A 12,594-nucleotide genomic window follows, 5' to 3' on the forward strand; every position below is an offset into this window, starting at 1 on the left:
CGCCGGCTTGCCGGCGATAGGGCCGGCAAGTAAAGTCTGCGCCATGGACAAATACGCCCCCCACCAGTGGCTCCCGCACGAAAAGCCCAGCCTGCCCGGCTCACCTTCAACGCCCTTGCATTCCCCGGCCAAACGCCTGGCCTTCGGCGTGGTCGGGCTGCTGGTAGCGATCACCGGCGGGCTGGGCAACGCGCTGGTCACCGCCAACCTGGTGTTCCTGCAGGGCGCCCTTGGCGCGACCACTGCGGAAATGGCCTGGTTGCCCGCTGCTTACGTGATGACCAACGTGTCGATCAACCTGCTGCTGGTCAAGTTTCGCCAGCAGTTCGGCCTGCGCGCGTTCACCGAAGTGTTCCTGGTGCTGTACGCGCTGGTCACCTTCGCCCACCTGTTCGTCAATGACCTCAACTCGGCCATCGCCGTGCGGGCCGCCCACGGCATGGTTGGCGCCGCGCTGAGTTCGCTGGGGCTGTACTACATGATCCAGGCGTTCCCGGCGCAGTGGCGGCTCAAGGCCATGGTGCTTGGCCTGGGCGCCTCGCAGCTGGCGCTGCCGTTGGCGCGGATCTTCTCCGAAGACCTGCTGCAGATCGCCGAATGGCGCGGCCTGTACCTGTTCGAACTGGGCCTGGCGCTGGCCGCGCTGGGGTGCGTGCTGATGCTCAAGCTGCCCCCGGGCGACCGCTTCAAGACTTTCGAGCCGCTGGATTTTCTCACCTTCACCCTGATGGCCAGCGGCACCGCCCTGCTCTGCGCGGCGCTGTCGCTGGGGCGCATCGACTGGTGGCTGGACGCGCCGTGGATCGGCGTGGCCCTGGCCGCCTCCATCGCCCTGGTGTTCAGCGGCCTGGCCATCGAGCACAACCGCCAGAACCCACTGCTGATGACGCGCTGGCTGGGCAGCGGCGCGATCATCCGCCTGGGCCTGTGCGTGATCCTCATTCGCATGGTCACCTCCGAGCAGTCCACCGGCGCCGTCGGTTTTCTGCAGGTGCTGAACATGGGCAGCGAGCAGATGCGCTCGCTGTACTGGATCATGCTGCTCGGCGCGGTGGCGGGCCTTGCCACCAGCGCATTGACCATCAACCCCAACCACCTGGTGATTCCGCTGTTCATCTCGCTGCTGTCCATGGCCACCGGGGCGTTCATGGACAGCAGCTCAAGCAACCTCACCCGCCCAGCGCAGATGTACCTCAGCCAGTTCCTGCTGGCCTTCGGCAGTACCTTCTTCCTCGGCCCATCGATGGCACTGGGCATCAGCCACGTACGCGCCAACCCGCGTAACCTGGTGAGTTTTTCGGTGCTGTTCGGCATCTGCAACAACCTCGGCGGGCTGATCGGCGCGGCGCTGTTGGGCACCTTCCAGACCTGGCGCGAGAAGTTTCACTCCAGCCACCTGATTGACCGCCTCAGTTTCCTCGAACCGCTGGTGAACGCCCGCGTTCAAAGCGGTGGCGCAGGTTACGCCGGTATCCTCGCCGACCCGGCCCTGCGCAGCGAGGCCGGCATGCGCGTGCTGGCCAGCGCGGCTACCCGTGAGGCCAACGTGATGGCCTACAACGATGTGTTCATGCTGATCGGCAGCATCGCCGTGCTCACCATGATCTGGATTTGCATCCGCGGTTCCTGGCTGTGGTACACCGCCCGCCAGGCCGCTTCACCTGACTCCCCCAGCGGTACTGCCAGCCGATGACCGACGAAACCCGTACGACCACCACCACTGCCATTGCCGAAACCCCGGAAGGCGCGACGCCGCCCAGCGAGCCGACCAGCCCGGTGCGCACGCGGCGGGTGCGCATCCTGTCGTCGATCCTGTTCGCCTGCGTGGCCCTGGCCGGCATCCTGCTGGTGCTGTACGCCTGGCGCCTGCCGCCGTTCAGCAGCGCCATCGAGAGCACCGAGAACGCCTTGGTGCGCGGGCAGGTGACGATCATCGGGCCGCAGCTGAGCGGCTACATCGTCGATGTGCCGGTGCATGACTTCCAGTTCGTCAAGGCCGGCGACCTGCTGGTGCAGCTCGACGACCGCATCTACAAGCAGCGCCTGGCCCAGGCCATCGCCCAGCTGCAGCAACAGCAGGCGGCGCTGGCCAACAACCTGCAGCAGCGCAAAAGCGCCGAGGCCACCATTGCCCAGCGCCAGGCCGCCATTGGCGATGCCTCGGCACAGGCCGACAAGGCCCGCGCCGATCTGCGCCGCAGCCAGGCGTTGGTCAGCGATGGTTCGGTGTCACGCAGCGAATTTGACCTGGCCCGTGCCAGCCAGGCCGCCGCCGTCGCCACCCTGGCCCAGGCCAAGGCGGCGCTGGCCATCGCCCGCCAGGACCGTGAAACGGTGATCGTCAACCGTGCAGCGCTGGAGGCCGCGGTGGAAAACGCCAAGGCGGCCGTGGAGCTGGCCCGCATCGACCTGGACAACACCCGGGTGACGGCGCCGCGCGACGGCCAGCTGGGGCAGATCGGCACGCGCCTGGGCGCGTACGTCAACTCTGGCGCGCAACTGATGGCGCTGGTGCCCGATACCCTGTGGGTGATTGCCAACATGAAGGAAACCCAGATGGCCGATGTGCGCATCGGCCAGCCAGCGACCTTTACCGTCGATGCGCTCAACCACCTGAAATTGCGCGGCCATGTGCAGCAGATTTCACCCGCCACCGGCTCTGAGTTCGCCCTGTTGCAGGCCGACAATGCCACCGGCAACTTCGTCAAGATTGCCCAGCGCATACCGGTGCGGATCATCGTGGATGCCGACCAGCCAGAGGCCCGGCGCCTGCGCCCGGGGATGTCGGTGGTGGTGAGCATCGATACCCGTAGCGAACCCTGAAACCGCCGCGGTGCGATTATGAGAACCGCGTCGAGATGCCGTCCTGCCACGATTGCGCCGCTCTAAACCGTGGGTTCTAATTCCGACCCACCGGTTTTATCTTCGCAATCCAAGGACGCTTGATCATGTACAGGACGATCGCACCGCTGGCGCTGCTGGCCTCTCTTGCTGGCTGTTCGGACACCAAGGACGTCAGCGAAGCCAATTTCCACAAGGCCGCCCAGGCCTACCTCGACACCCAGTACCCGCATTGCTTCGTGGTCAGTGCCTTCCCCACCAAGACCCAGGACTTCGACACCAACGGCACCAACAAGGCGCTGCATGCGCTGGCGCAGGTCGGGGTGGTCAGCGAGAAGGAAATTTCCCGCACCGAAGTGCCGGAACGCCTGTGGCAACCGGCCCGCACCGACATCTACTACGCCTACGACCTCACCGACGAAGGCCGCAAGTACTACAAGGCCGACGCGCAGAAAATGCTCAACGGCAGCACCCGTGGCGGGCTGTGCTTCGGCAAGGCGCAGGTCACCCGCATCGAGCGGTTCACCGAGCCGGGCGAGCTGAGGGGGCAGACGGTTTCCGACGTGACCTATGCCTACAAGATCACCGGTTTACCGGAATGGGCAGGTAACCAGCAGGTGAAGGCCAGCATTCGCCAGTTGGGTGAGGCGGTGGCCACCAATGAGACGCCGGCCAGGGAAACGCGGGTGATGGTGCTGACCGACAAGGGTTGGGTGCATGAGCGCTTGGTCGAGAAATGATGTTGCCTTTACCGGCCTCATCGCGGGCAAGCCCGCTCCTACAGGCCATGCACAGCCCTGACGGGAACGTGGTAACCCGAGCGCAGCGCTGCCCCGGTAGGAGCGGGCTTGCCCGCGATGAGGCCAGTAAGGTCACATCCACCAGGCCAGCACCAGCGGCAACCAGGCAAACGACAGCACGGTGGAGCACATCACCAGGTTCGCCACCTGTTCCGGCTCGCGGTTGGCGCGCACCGCCATCAGGTAGTTGAACACCGCCACCGGCATCGCCGACTGCAGCATCAGCACCGCCCGCTCCATCTGCTCCAGGCCAAGCGCCGCGCCCACCGCCCAACCTGCCGCCGCCCCCAGCACGATGCGCAAGCCGCCCAGCAGCAGCCCCTTGCCGATATGCTGCGGGCGAATGCTCGCCAGCGATACGCCGAGGGTCAGCAGCATCAGCGGGATCGACATGCCGCCCAGAAGGTCCGCCGTGTTGGCCAGCCAGCGCGGCAACTCGAAGTCGAGGAAAATGATCGGCATGGCGCCCGCCAGGCTGATGACGATGGGGTTGCGCAGCAGCGCCTTGAACGACGCCGCGGTGCCGGCGATGGCCATGCCGAGGGTGAACTGCACGATCGACAGCGTCAGGAAGAACGCTACAGCCAGGGCCAGGCCGTGCTCGCCAAAGGCGTACAGGCTGATCGGCAGGCCCATGTTGCCGGTGTTGGGGAACATGAACGCCGGCAGCAACACCCGCCAGTGCTGGCCCGAGGCACGGCACACCAGCCACCCGCCGGCGGCCATCACCAGCGTGCACAACAGGCAGGCCATGGCCATGCTGGTGAAGGCTGCCGGGTCGAGTTCGGTGCGGCTGAGCGTCGACAGCACCAGCGAGGGCGTGCCGACTGTCATGACCATCCTGGCCACGAAGGCGGTGGGGTAATCCAGGCCCTTGCGGGCCCAGGCGTAGCCGATGCCGGCGACGATGAAGACCGGAGCCAGGACGGCGAACAGTGAGGCGAGCATTGGGTTGGGCCTTCCTTGGAGCGTTTGGGCGACATTATGCCGCAGCCTTCAACTTCCCGGGGCTGCTTTGCAGCCCTATCGCCGGCAAGCCGGCTCCCACAGGGAAAGCAGTAGGCTTGGGGGTAGGAGCTGGCTTGCCAGCGATTGGGCTGCAAAGCAGCCCCACTCGGTGTCGGCTCCAGGCACAAAGCCAAAGCATTCCGACCTGCGGCGTCCCGTCGCACGCTACACCCCCTTGGGCAAACCCCTCGAAGGCCGTAGAATCGCGCCTCCTTTTCGCCCGTCGCCTTGAACGGTGGCAACCGGCAGCAACGACAAAGTCCGTGCCTGACCACATGCCCAGCCATGTGAAATAGGCTCAACCGACCCGCGCGGCCCGCTTTTACAGGGTTCAGCGGTTGAGTCTTGCCCAGGTCGCATCCAGCCCAGGCACATCCGTGCAGCCTCCTGGCCCATTACGGGCCTGCTTGGCGTGCGCGTTCGAAGAGGCGTTCCCAACCGCCACTCCAACTTGAGGTATGTATGTCTGCGCGTTTGCTGGCCATGGCGCTGGCGCCCCTGCTCGGGCTGTTCATCATCGCCCTGGGCAATGGTTTCATGTCTTCCCTGACCACCCTGCGCCTTGGCGCTGCCGGTGAATCGGCAACGATGATCGGTATCGTTTCGTCGAGCTACTTCCTGGGCCTGACCCTCGGCGCGGTCTTCAACGACCGCCTGATCCTGCGCATCGGCCATATCCGCGCCTACACCAGCTTCGCCGCGCTGATTGCCGCCACCATCCTGCTGCAAGGGGTGTTCTACGACACCACCTGGTGGTCTATCCTGCGCCTGATCAACGGCTGGGCCGCGGTCGGCGTATTCCTGGTGATCGAGAGCTGGCTGCTGCTGGCGGGCGACGCGAAGATCCGCGGGCGCCTGCTGGCGCTGTACATGATCAGCTTCTATGGCGCCGGGGTGATCGCCCAGGCCTGCCTGGGCGAAATCACCCATCTGGGTGACAGCGCGCCGTTCATGCTGGCCGGCGTACTGGCCGCACTGTCGGTGCTGCCGATCGTGATCCTGCCGCGGGTGTCGCCGCTGCTGGAGCAGGTCGAGCCGCTCAAACCACGTCAACTGCTCGGCGTTGCACCGTCGGGCCTGGTCGGTTGCTTCGGCTCGGGTGTGGCCATTGCCGGTATCTATGCCCTGCTGCCGCTGTACCTGCAGCGCATCGGCCTGGACGTGGGTGAAGTCGGCAACATGATGGCCTGGGTGATCCTCGGCGCCATGTTGCTGCAGTACCCGGTGGGGCGCTGGTCCGACCGCAAGGACCGCCAGGATGTGCTGATTGCCTTGGCCGCGCTGTGCGTGGTGCTGTCGCTGGTTACCGTGTTCCTGCCGTCGCAGTCGGCGCTGCTGCCGGTGATGCTGTTCCTGCTCGGTGGCGGTGTGTTCACGCTGTACCCGGTGGCGGTCAGCCACGCCGCTGACCGCGCGCCGTCCGATGCGCTGGTGCCGATGATCCAGGGCCTGTTGCTGATCAACTCGCTGGGCTCGGCCATGGCGCCACTGGCAATTTCGCCGGCCATGACCGAATTCGGTGAAGCCGGGCTGTTCTGGGCCTTTGCCGTGGTCAACCTGGGCATGGTGTGCTTCTTCCTCTGGCGCCGCGGCAAGCGCCCGGCGGCGGAACACCCGGCGCCGTTTACCGCGTCGACCACCTTTTCGCCAACCGGTGCCGAGCTGCGCGTGACCGAAGACCTGATGCATGCAGCGCAAGAGCATCCTCTGGAACACCCGCCGCTGCAGCCAGAAACGCCTGCGGCTCGCGCAGAAGTTCAGTGAAACTGGGGCCGCTTTGCGGCCCATTCGCGGCGCAAGGCCGCTCCCACAGGGTCCGCGTACATCCTTAAAAAGGGTCAGAACGCGGTCAGTGTGGGAGCGGCCTTGTGCCGCGAATGGGCCGCAGAGCGGCCCCTGCATTCCCAACTAACTTTTCATGACCGCCCGTCGCCCAGAGGGCACCCCGCCAGCACGCTCAAGCCAAACGAATGACAGATCATCCGCTCAGGAGATTCGCCATGATCCGCATTCGTCCACTTCCGCTACTGCTCACCCTCGCCCTGGGCCTCGGCTCGGCCACCAGCTTTGCCGCCTCCGATACTTCCGACACCAACACTGACGCCTACCCGAAAACCGACCAGCAAGGCGGTAAAACCGCCGGTGAAGGCAGCAGCGTCAACAGCCCGGGCAGCGGCCAGGACAACGACAGTGCCGACACCGGCGACGATGCCGCCGACGGTGCCGCAGGTGGGTCCAACAGCACCGGTGAAGCCACAGGCTCTGGCGCTGGCCACAGCGGCGGCACTGCCGAGGACCAGGACAGCCGCTGACGGCAGGCTGGACTACACTGCGGCCATCGCCCTGCCAAGGAATCGCCATGAACCTCAAACCCTGGCTGTTCGCCGCACTGCTACCGGGGGCTGCACTGGCGGCCGGTAATGGCTCCGGTGCGTTGTCGATCAGTTCGTCTTCGTTCACCGATGGCGGCGTGATCGCCCTGCAGCAGGTCGGGCCAGACCCGGCCTGCGGTGCGGGCGAGGAGCGTACGCCGCAGTTGAGCTGGAAAAACCTGCCGCCAGGTACGCGGTCACTCGCTTTGGTGATGTTCGACCCGGACGGCGGCAAGGGTATCGGTGTGGTGCACTGGCTTGCCTACAACATCGACCCTGAGCTGGATGGGCTTGAAGAAGGCAAGTTCGCCCTGACCACGCAGGCGGTGACCGTGGGGCGTAACTCGCGGGGCACCCTCAACTACCGAGGGCCTTGCCCACCGGCCGGCGATAATCCACATCACTATGCGTTGACGTTGATTGCCACGGATATCCCCATCGGCACATTGCCTGAGGGCTTGGATCGCACAGGGTTGATGGAGCTGCTGCAAGGGCACGCGCTGGGGGCGCAGAGCCTGGTGGGTAAATATGGACATTGATGTTGGCTTCGCCGGCCCTTTCGCGGGACAAGCCCGCTCCCACAAATCCCCTACCTGACTCGAAATTAACCCGGATTTTGTGGGAGCGGGCTTGCCCCGCGAAGGCGCCGGCACTGACTCACCGCCAATACTGCGGATCATCGACAATCCGCTCATGCCCCGCAAACAGCGCCGGCAGCTGTTCCTTGAGGTAATCGATCCAGGTCCGCACCTTGGCATCCAGGTAATGCCGCGACGGGTAGATCGCATACAACGCACTGTCCCTTAACCGGTACGGCGCCAGCAACCGCCGCAAGCGCCCCTGCTCGATCGCCTGGCTGGCCGTGTAGAACGGCAGCAGCCCAATCCCCATCCCCAGCTCACTCGCCACCAGCATGGCATCGGCGACATTGGTCAGGAAGCTGTCGCGCGGCGCGATCACGCAATGGTCCAGGCCTTCCGGGAACACCCAATCGCCCTCGTACATCGGGTACGCCATGCGCAGGCAGCGATGATCATGCAGGTCTTCCGGCCGCTCTGGCACGCCATGGGCCTCCAGATAGCTGGGCGCGGCGCAAGGGATGCTGAAGATCTTGCCCAGCGGCACGGCGATCAGTTGCGAGTCGGGAAGGGCCTCGTCCACGGTGATCACCACGTCGTGGCCTTCGGCCAACGGGTCGGGGTTGCGTTGAGAGAGGGTCAGCTCGATCACCACCTCCGGGCACAGCGCGTTGTAGCCGGCCACCAGCGGCATCAACAGCATGCCCAGGCCATGCGGGCAATGCAGGCGCAGGCGGCCGCGCGGGGTCAGGTGCGCGCCGCGGGCCTCGCCCACGGCCTCCTCAGTCAGCAGCATGATCTGCCGTGCACGCTCCAGGAACCGCTCGCCGGCCTCGCTCATGCGCAGGCGCCGTGTAGTGCGGTGCAGCAGGCGGGTCTGCAGCTGGTTCTCAAGCTCGGCAACAATGCGCGATACCTGCGCGGCAGAGATGTCCAGGGCGTTGGCAGCGGCGGCGAAGCTGCCGCACTCCACAACCCGGGCGAAGGTTCGCATGGCGTGCAGCATGTCCATGGGGCTGGGCTCCTTGTGTGTTCTTATTCGTACGTTCCAGGCAGGAATCTATCACGGCTTGGCCCATTTATTGTGCAGGGCCGTTGAATACATCATGGATAAAACATTGAAAAAGGAGCCTGCCATGAACATCAAACGCTCGATCGCCCTGCTCGCGCTGTCTGCAACCTTCGCTTCATTCGGTGTCCTCGCCGACCAGGCCGCCAGCCAGCCAGTCGCAGGCAGCGGCGCAAACTACGAATACGGCATGCCGCTGGACGTGGCCAAGGTCATCTCGATCACCCCTGCCAGCAACATTGCCGATTGCCAGATTGGCACCGCGCACATGGTCTATGTCGACCACCAGGGCCAGACTCGCGAAGTCAATTACCGCGAAATGGGCAACTGCTCGCAAATGTGACTCACGCCAATACCTGACTAATCCAGCCGACCTGCGTGGCAAACATACGCTGTTTTTCCTGCGGGATTGCATCCCGAGCACGCTCGAAGTTGGCCAGGGTCTGCTGCTTCTGGCGCAACATGCGCTGCCACTTGGTGAGGAATGCCGGGCTTTTCTCACGCATCAGTAGCGGGCCGAAATACAGCTCTTCTTCGCTGTAATCCACCGCCCCGCCTGGCTCGGCCACGATGATCTCGTAGTCGAAGCGGTTCTCGCGCAGCAGCTCTTCACCCACGATCCGGTAACCGTTCGCCATCAGCCAGGCACGCAGCTCGCGCTCGCCGCCATTGGGCTGCAGAATCAAGCGCTCGCTGCCGTTCAGGTGCGCCTTGCCGCGTTCGAGAATTTCGCACATGGTTTCGCCGCCCATGCCGCAGATACTGACCGCCGTGATGCGGTCCTGCGCTTCGATCGCCGCCAGGCCATCGGCCAGGCGAACGGTGATGCGGCCCTGCAGGCCGTTCCTGCGCACATTGCGCTGAGCAGAAGCATAAGGCGTCTGCGCCACCTCCCCGGCCACACCGGCTTCGATCCCGCCACGCAGCGCCAGGGCCACCGGCAGGTAGCCATGGTCCGAGCCGATATCGGCCAGGCGCGCGCCCTGCGGCACATGCGCTGCCACACGCTCCAGGCGCATCGACAATGTCTGTTCGTTCAACTGATATTCCTTGCTCGACAATCGGCGCGATTCTGACGGCCATGACGCACTATTACAATGCGCGCGGGCCAGACGGCGCGCTGTGGCTCGACCCTTGCGCCGCGCTCGCGTAGGCTTGCGCCTTTCCTCCCGTTGCAAGGCAAACCTCCATGGCAAACCTCGTCTTCACCCCGGATTCCGATGCCGAGTCGATCTCCTCCGACGTCGCCGAGTACAATGGCGTCCTGGTCACCACCCAGATCCCTGCCGATCTCGACGGCGATATCGTGCAACAGAGCGAAAGCACCCTGCAGGCCCTGAAAGAGGCGCTGGAAAAGGCCGGCAGTGGCATGGACCGCGTCATGCACCTGACCATCTACCTGACCGACATGGCCGACCGCGCCGCGTTCAACGAGGTGTACCAGCGTTTCTTCAGCAAGCCTTGGCCGGTGCGTGCCGCAGTAGGTGTGGCGGCGTTGGCGTACCCGCAAATGCGCGTTGAAGTGACCGCGATGGCGGCCAAGGGCTGATAACGCCGTTGCCTTAAGATCTTGGGGCCGCTTTGTGGCCCTTCGCGGGGCAAGCCCGCTCCCACAAAACCAACCGCCAACGGCGTTCTTGTGGGAGCGGGCTTGCCCCGCGAAGGGCTGCCCGCCAGCCTCTACCAAAGCAGGACGCAGCTCCAATGCATCACCCTCTACGCCGCAAGGCAATGTTCGCCCTGGCGCCTACCTTTGGCCTGTGTACCCTCGCCCACGCCGAACCCGCCACGACCTTCAACCTGCTCGAACCGGTGGTGGTCACGGGCACCTACGCCCCCAACCCCAGCTTCGACCTGCCCTACTCCATCGACACCGTCGAGCGAAGCCAGATCGCCGATGGCCAGCTGGGCGTGAACCTGTCCGAAGCGCTCAACCGTGTCCCTGGCCTGGTGGTGCAAAACCGCCAGAACTACGCCCAGGACCTGCAGATTTCCTCACGGGGCTATGGCGCCCGCTCAGCCTTCGGCATCCGTGGCATCAAGCTGCTCAGCGACGGCATCCCGGCCAGCACCCCGGATGGCCAGGGCCAGGCGGCATCGCTCAACCTGGACGTGGCCGAGCGCATCGAAGTGCTGCGCGGGCCGGCTTCGGCGATCTACGGCAGCAACGCCGGCGGCGTGATCCAGATGTTTTCCCGCGATGGCTCCGGCCCGCCCAAGGTCGGCGCCGAAACCACGTTCGGCAGCGATGGCTTCAACAAGAACCACGTCTACAGCGAAGGTGGCAGTGAACAGGCCGGCTTTCTGGTCGATGCCTCGCGCATGGACACCGACGGCTACCGCGACCACAGCGCCGCACGCCGCGACCAGACCTTCGCCAAGGTGCACGTCAAGCCCGATGAAGACAGCCGCCTGGCGCTGATTTTTAGCACCCTTGAACAGAACGGCACCGAAGACCCGCTCGGCCAGACCTGGGACGCCTACAAGCACGATCCGCGCTCGGTGGCGGCCCGCGCCGAGGAATACAACCCGCGCAAGAGCATCCACCACCAGCAGGTGGGCATGAACTACGAGCGTTACTTCGGCGAGGCAACCCTGCAGTTCAACCTGTATGCCGGCAAGCGCAGCGTGATCCAGTACCTGTCGATCCCCAGGGGCACACCAGCGAACACCCGGGGCGGCGGCGTGGTCGATTTCGACCGCGAGTTCCACGGCGGCACCCTACGCTGGGTTCAGCCGATCAGCGCCGCCCCTGGCAACCTGACGCTGACCTTCGGCGCCGACTACGACCGTAGCCGCGATGACCGCCGCGGCTTCCAGAACTTCAGCGGCGACACGCTGGGGGTGAAAGGCGAGCTGCGCCGCGACGAAAAAGACACCGCCACCAGCCTGGACCCTTATGTGCAGGCGCATTGGGAGCTGGACCGCTGGACCATCGACGCCGGCCTGCGCCATAGCAGCATGGAAATGGAAGTGGACGATCGCTTCCTCTCCAATGGCGATGCCAGTGGTTCGAAGAAGTACCAGCGCACCACGCCGACCCTGTCGGTGATGTATGCCTTCACCCCTGCCCTGCACGGCTACGTCAGCGCGGGCAAGGCCTTCGAGACCCCAACCCAGGCCGAAATGGCCTATGCGCCGGGCGCCCTGGAAGGCTTCAACTTCGGCCTGGAACCGGCCACCAGCACCCAGTACGAGCTGGGCCTGAAGGCCCGCCCCGACGAGCGTACCCGTATCAATGCAGCGATCTTCGAGATCCGCACCAAGGACGAAATTGTCGTGGCGGCGTCGGAAGGCGGCCGTACCAGCTACCGCAACGCCGGCAAGACTTTACGCCGCGGCTTCGAGCTGAGCGTGCAGCGTGAGCTGAACGAACAGTGGCAGGCCAACCTGGCCTATACCCTGCTCGATGCCACCTACGACGAGGCCTTCAGCCAGGGCACCAGCACCATCGACAAGGGCAACCAGCTGCCGGGCGTACCGCGCAGCAGCCTGTTCGGCGAACTGCTGTGGAAACCGCGTGACGGCATCAGCATGGGGCTCGAGGGGCAGTACCGCAGCAAGGTGTATGTCGAGGACACCAACGACCAGCATGCCGCGCCGAGTTATGCGGTGTTCAACTGGCGGACGCGTTTCGAGCAGCATGTCGGGCCGTGGACGTTCCATCAACTGGTGCGGTTGGACAACCTGCTCGACCGGCAGTATGTGGGCTCGGTGATCGTCGGTGATGGCAATGGCCGTTACTACGAAGCGGCGCCGGGGCGGTCGTGGTATGCGGGGGCCGGGATGGAGTATCAGTTCTGATCCACCCCTATTGGCTGGGCTGGCCTCTTCGCGGGTGTACGACCGGAGACATCGTTTACATAGTAAACCGGGGACATGGTTTACACATTTGAGGCTTGGACGCGGTTTTCGCCTCGTCCAAG

Annotated in this window: 12 protein-coding genes; 9 read left to right on the plus strand and 3 right to left on the minus strand. The window is 64.9% G+C overall.

Going from position 1 to position 12,594, the window contains the following annotated elements:
• Window positions 1–43 precede the first annotated feature (43 nt).
• The 3 genes from ACFY68_RS06340 (at window position 44) to ACFY68_RS06350 (ending at window position 3,581) form a co-directional block, all read left to right on the plus strand.
• Window positions 44–1,693 carry an MFS transporter gene (locus ACFY68_RS06340; RefSeq protein WP_387524614.1) on the plus strand — a complete coding sequence of 550 codons (1,650 nt, stop codon included), beginning with the start codon at window positions 44–46 and terminating at the stop codon, window positions 1,691–1,693.
• On the plus strand, window positions 1,690–2,823 hold the full coding sequence (locus ACFY68_RS06345) for an HlyD family secretion protein (RefSeq protein WP_387524617.1): 1,134 nt from the start codon (window positions 1,690–1,692) through the stop codon (window positions 2,821–2,823). The genes ACFY68_RS06340 and ACFY68_RS06345 overlap by 4 nt, the downstream gene beginning before the upstream one ends.
• A gap of 125 nt (window positions 2,824–2,948) precedes the next feature.
• Window positions 2,949–3,581 (plus strand): hypothetical protein, encoded by a 633-nt coding sequence (locus tag ACFY68_RS06350; protein WP_387524620.1) that lies wholly within the window; start codon window positions 2,949–2,951, stop codon window positions 3,579–3,581.
• 132 nt (window positions 3,582–3,713) lie between these two features.
• On the opposite strand, the gene ACFY68_RS06355 is transcribed toward ACFY68_RS06350, so the two are convergent.
• Window positions 3,714–4,589, minus strand: coding sequence for an AEC family transporter (locus ACFY68_RS06355; protein ID WP_387524623.1), 876 nt, complete (start codon window positions 4,587–4,589; stop codon window positions 3,714–3,716).
• A 522-nt stretch (window positions 4,590–5,111) separates the two neighbouring features.
• On the opposite strand from ACFY68_RS06355, the gene ACFY68_RS06360 reads away from it, so the two are divergent.
• The 3 genes from ACFY68_RS06360 to ACFY68_RS06370 all read left to right on the plus strand — a co-directional run bounded on the left by ACFY68_RS06360 (window position 5,112) and on the right by ACFY68_RS06370 (window position 7,560).
• Window positions 5,112–6,413 carry an MFS transporter gene (locus ACFY68_RS06360; RefSeq protein WP_387524626.1) on the plus strand — a complete coding sequence of 434 codons (1,302 nt, stop codon included), beginning with the start codon at window positions 5,112–5,114 and terminating at the stop codon, window positions 6,411–6,413.
• Between the two features lie 236 nt (window positions 6,414–6,649).
• Window positions 6,650–6,961, plus strand: a complete 312-nt coding sequence (locus ACFY68_RS06365; protein ID WP_346615510.1) for a hypothetical protein — start codon at window positions 6,650–6,652, stop codon at window positions 6,959–6,961.
• Window positions 6,962–7,008: 47 nt separating this feature from the next.
• A complete protein-coding gene (locus ACFY68_RS06370) occupies window positions 7,009–7,560 on the plus strand; it encodes a YbhB/YbcL family Raf kinase inhibitor-like protein (protein ID WP_387524629.1) in 552 nt (183 codons plus the stop codon).
• 118 nt (window positions 7,561–7,678) lie between these two features.
• On the opposite strand, the gene ACFY68_RS06375 is transcribed toward ACFY68_RS06370, so the two are convergent.
• Window positions 7,679–8,611 carry a LysR family transcriptional regulator gene (locus ACFY68_RS06375; protein ID WP_387524632.1) on the minus strand — a complete coding sequence of 311 codons (933 nt, stop codon included), beginning with the start codon at window positions 8,609–8,611 and terminating at the stop codon, window positions 7,679–7,681.
• Window positions 8,612–8,741: 130 nt separating this feature from the next.
• Here ACFY68_RS06375 and ACFY68_RS06380 point away from each other — a divergent pair, with 130 nt between their 5' ends.
• A complete protein-coding gene (locus ACFY68_RS06380) occupies window positions 8,742–9,011 on the plus strand; it encodes a DUF2790 domain-containing protein (RefSeq protein WP_387524664.1) in 270 nt (89 codons plus the stop codon).
• A 1-nt stretch (window position 9,012) separates the two neighbouring features.
• On the opposite strand, the gene ACFY68_RS06385 is transcribed toward ACFY68_RS06380, so the two are convergent.
• Window positions 9,013–9,708, minus strand: a complete 696-nt coding sequence (locus tag ACFY68_RS06385) for a tRNA (adenine(22)-N(1))-methyltransferase (RefSeq protein ID WP_387524635.1) — start codon at window positions 9,706–9,708, stop codon at window positions 9,013–9,015.
• Between the two features lie 149 nt (window positions 9,709–9,857).
• Here ACFY68_RS06385 and ACFY68_RS06390 point away from each other — a divergent pair, with 149 nt between their 5' ends.
• Both ACFY68_RS06390 and ACFY68_RS06395 read left to right on the plus strand, forming a co-directional pair.
• Window positions 9,858–10,217, plus strand: a complete 360-nt coding sequence (locus ACFY68_RS06390) for a RidA family protein (protein ID WP_387524638.1) — start codon at window positions 9,858–9,860, stop codon at window positions 10,215–10,217.
• 155 nt (window positions 10,218–10,372) lie between these two features.
• Entirely contained in the window at window positions 10,373–12,472 is a 2,100-nt protein-coding gene (locus tag ACFY68_RS06395; RefSeq protein WP_387524640.1) for a TonB-dependent receptor family protein, read from the plus strand.
• Window positions 12,473–12,594 lie beyond the last annotated feature (122 nt).

Source organism: Pseudomonas sp. NPDC012596 (genome assembly GCF_042902325.1).
Lineage (GTDB): Bacteria > Pseudomonadota > Gammaproteobacteria > Pseudomonadales > Pseudomonadaceae > Aquipseudomonas.

Bases quoted from the DNA above. Each gene is read 5' to 3' on its own strand.
- ACFY68_RS06340 (WP_387524614.1), top strand. From the start codon at position 44: ATGGACAAATACGCCCCCCACCAGTGGCTCCCGCACGAAAAGCCCAGC.
- ACFY68_RS06345 (WP_387524617.1), top strand. From the start codon at position 1,690: ATGACCGACGAAACCCGTACGACCACCACCACTGCCATTGCCGAAACC.
- ACFY68_RS06350 (WP_387524620.1), top strand. From the start codon at position 2,949: ATGTACAGGACGATCGCACCGCTGGCGCTGCTGGCCTCTCTTGCTGGC.
- ACFY68_RS06355 (WP_387524623.1), bottom strand. From the start codon at position 4,589: ATGCTCGCCTCACTGTTCGCCGTCCTGGCTCCGGTCTTCATCGTCGCC.
- ACFY68_RS06360 (WP_387524626.1), top strand. From the start codon at position 5,112: ATGTCTGCGCGTTTGCTGGCCATGGCGCTGGCGCCCCTGCTCGGGCTG.
- ACFY68_RS06365 (WP_346615510.1), top strand. From the start codon at position 6,650: ATGATCCGCATTCGTCCACTTCCGCTACTGCTCACCCTCGCCCTGGGC.
- ACFY68_RS06370 (WP_387524629.1), top strand. From the start codon at position 7,009: ATGAACCTCAAACCCTGGCTGTTCGCCGCACTGCTACCGGGGGCTGCA.
- ACFY68_RS06375 (WP_387524632.1), bottom strand. From the start codon at position 8,611: ATGGACATGCTGCACGCCATGCGAACCTTCGCCCGGGTTGTGGAGTGC.
- ACFY68_RS06390 (WP_387524638.1), top strand. From the start codon at position 9,858: ATGGCAAACCTCGTCTTCACCCCGGATTCCGATGCCGAGTCGATCTCC.
- ACFY68_RS06395 (WP_387524640.1), top strand. From the start codon at position 10,373: ATGCATCACCCTCTACGCCGCAAGGCAATGTTCGCCCTGGCGCCTACC.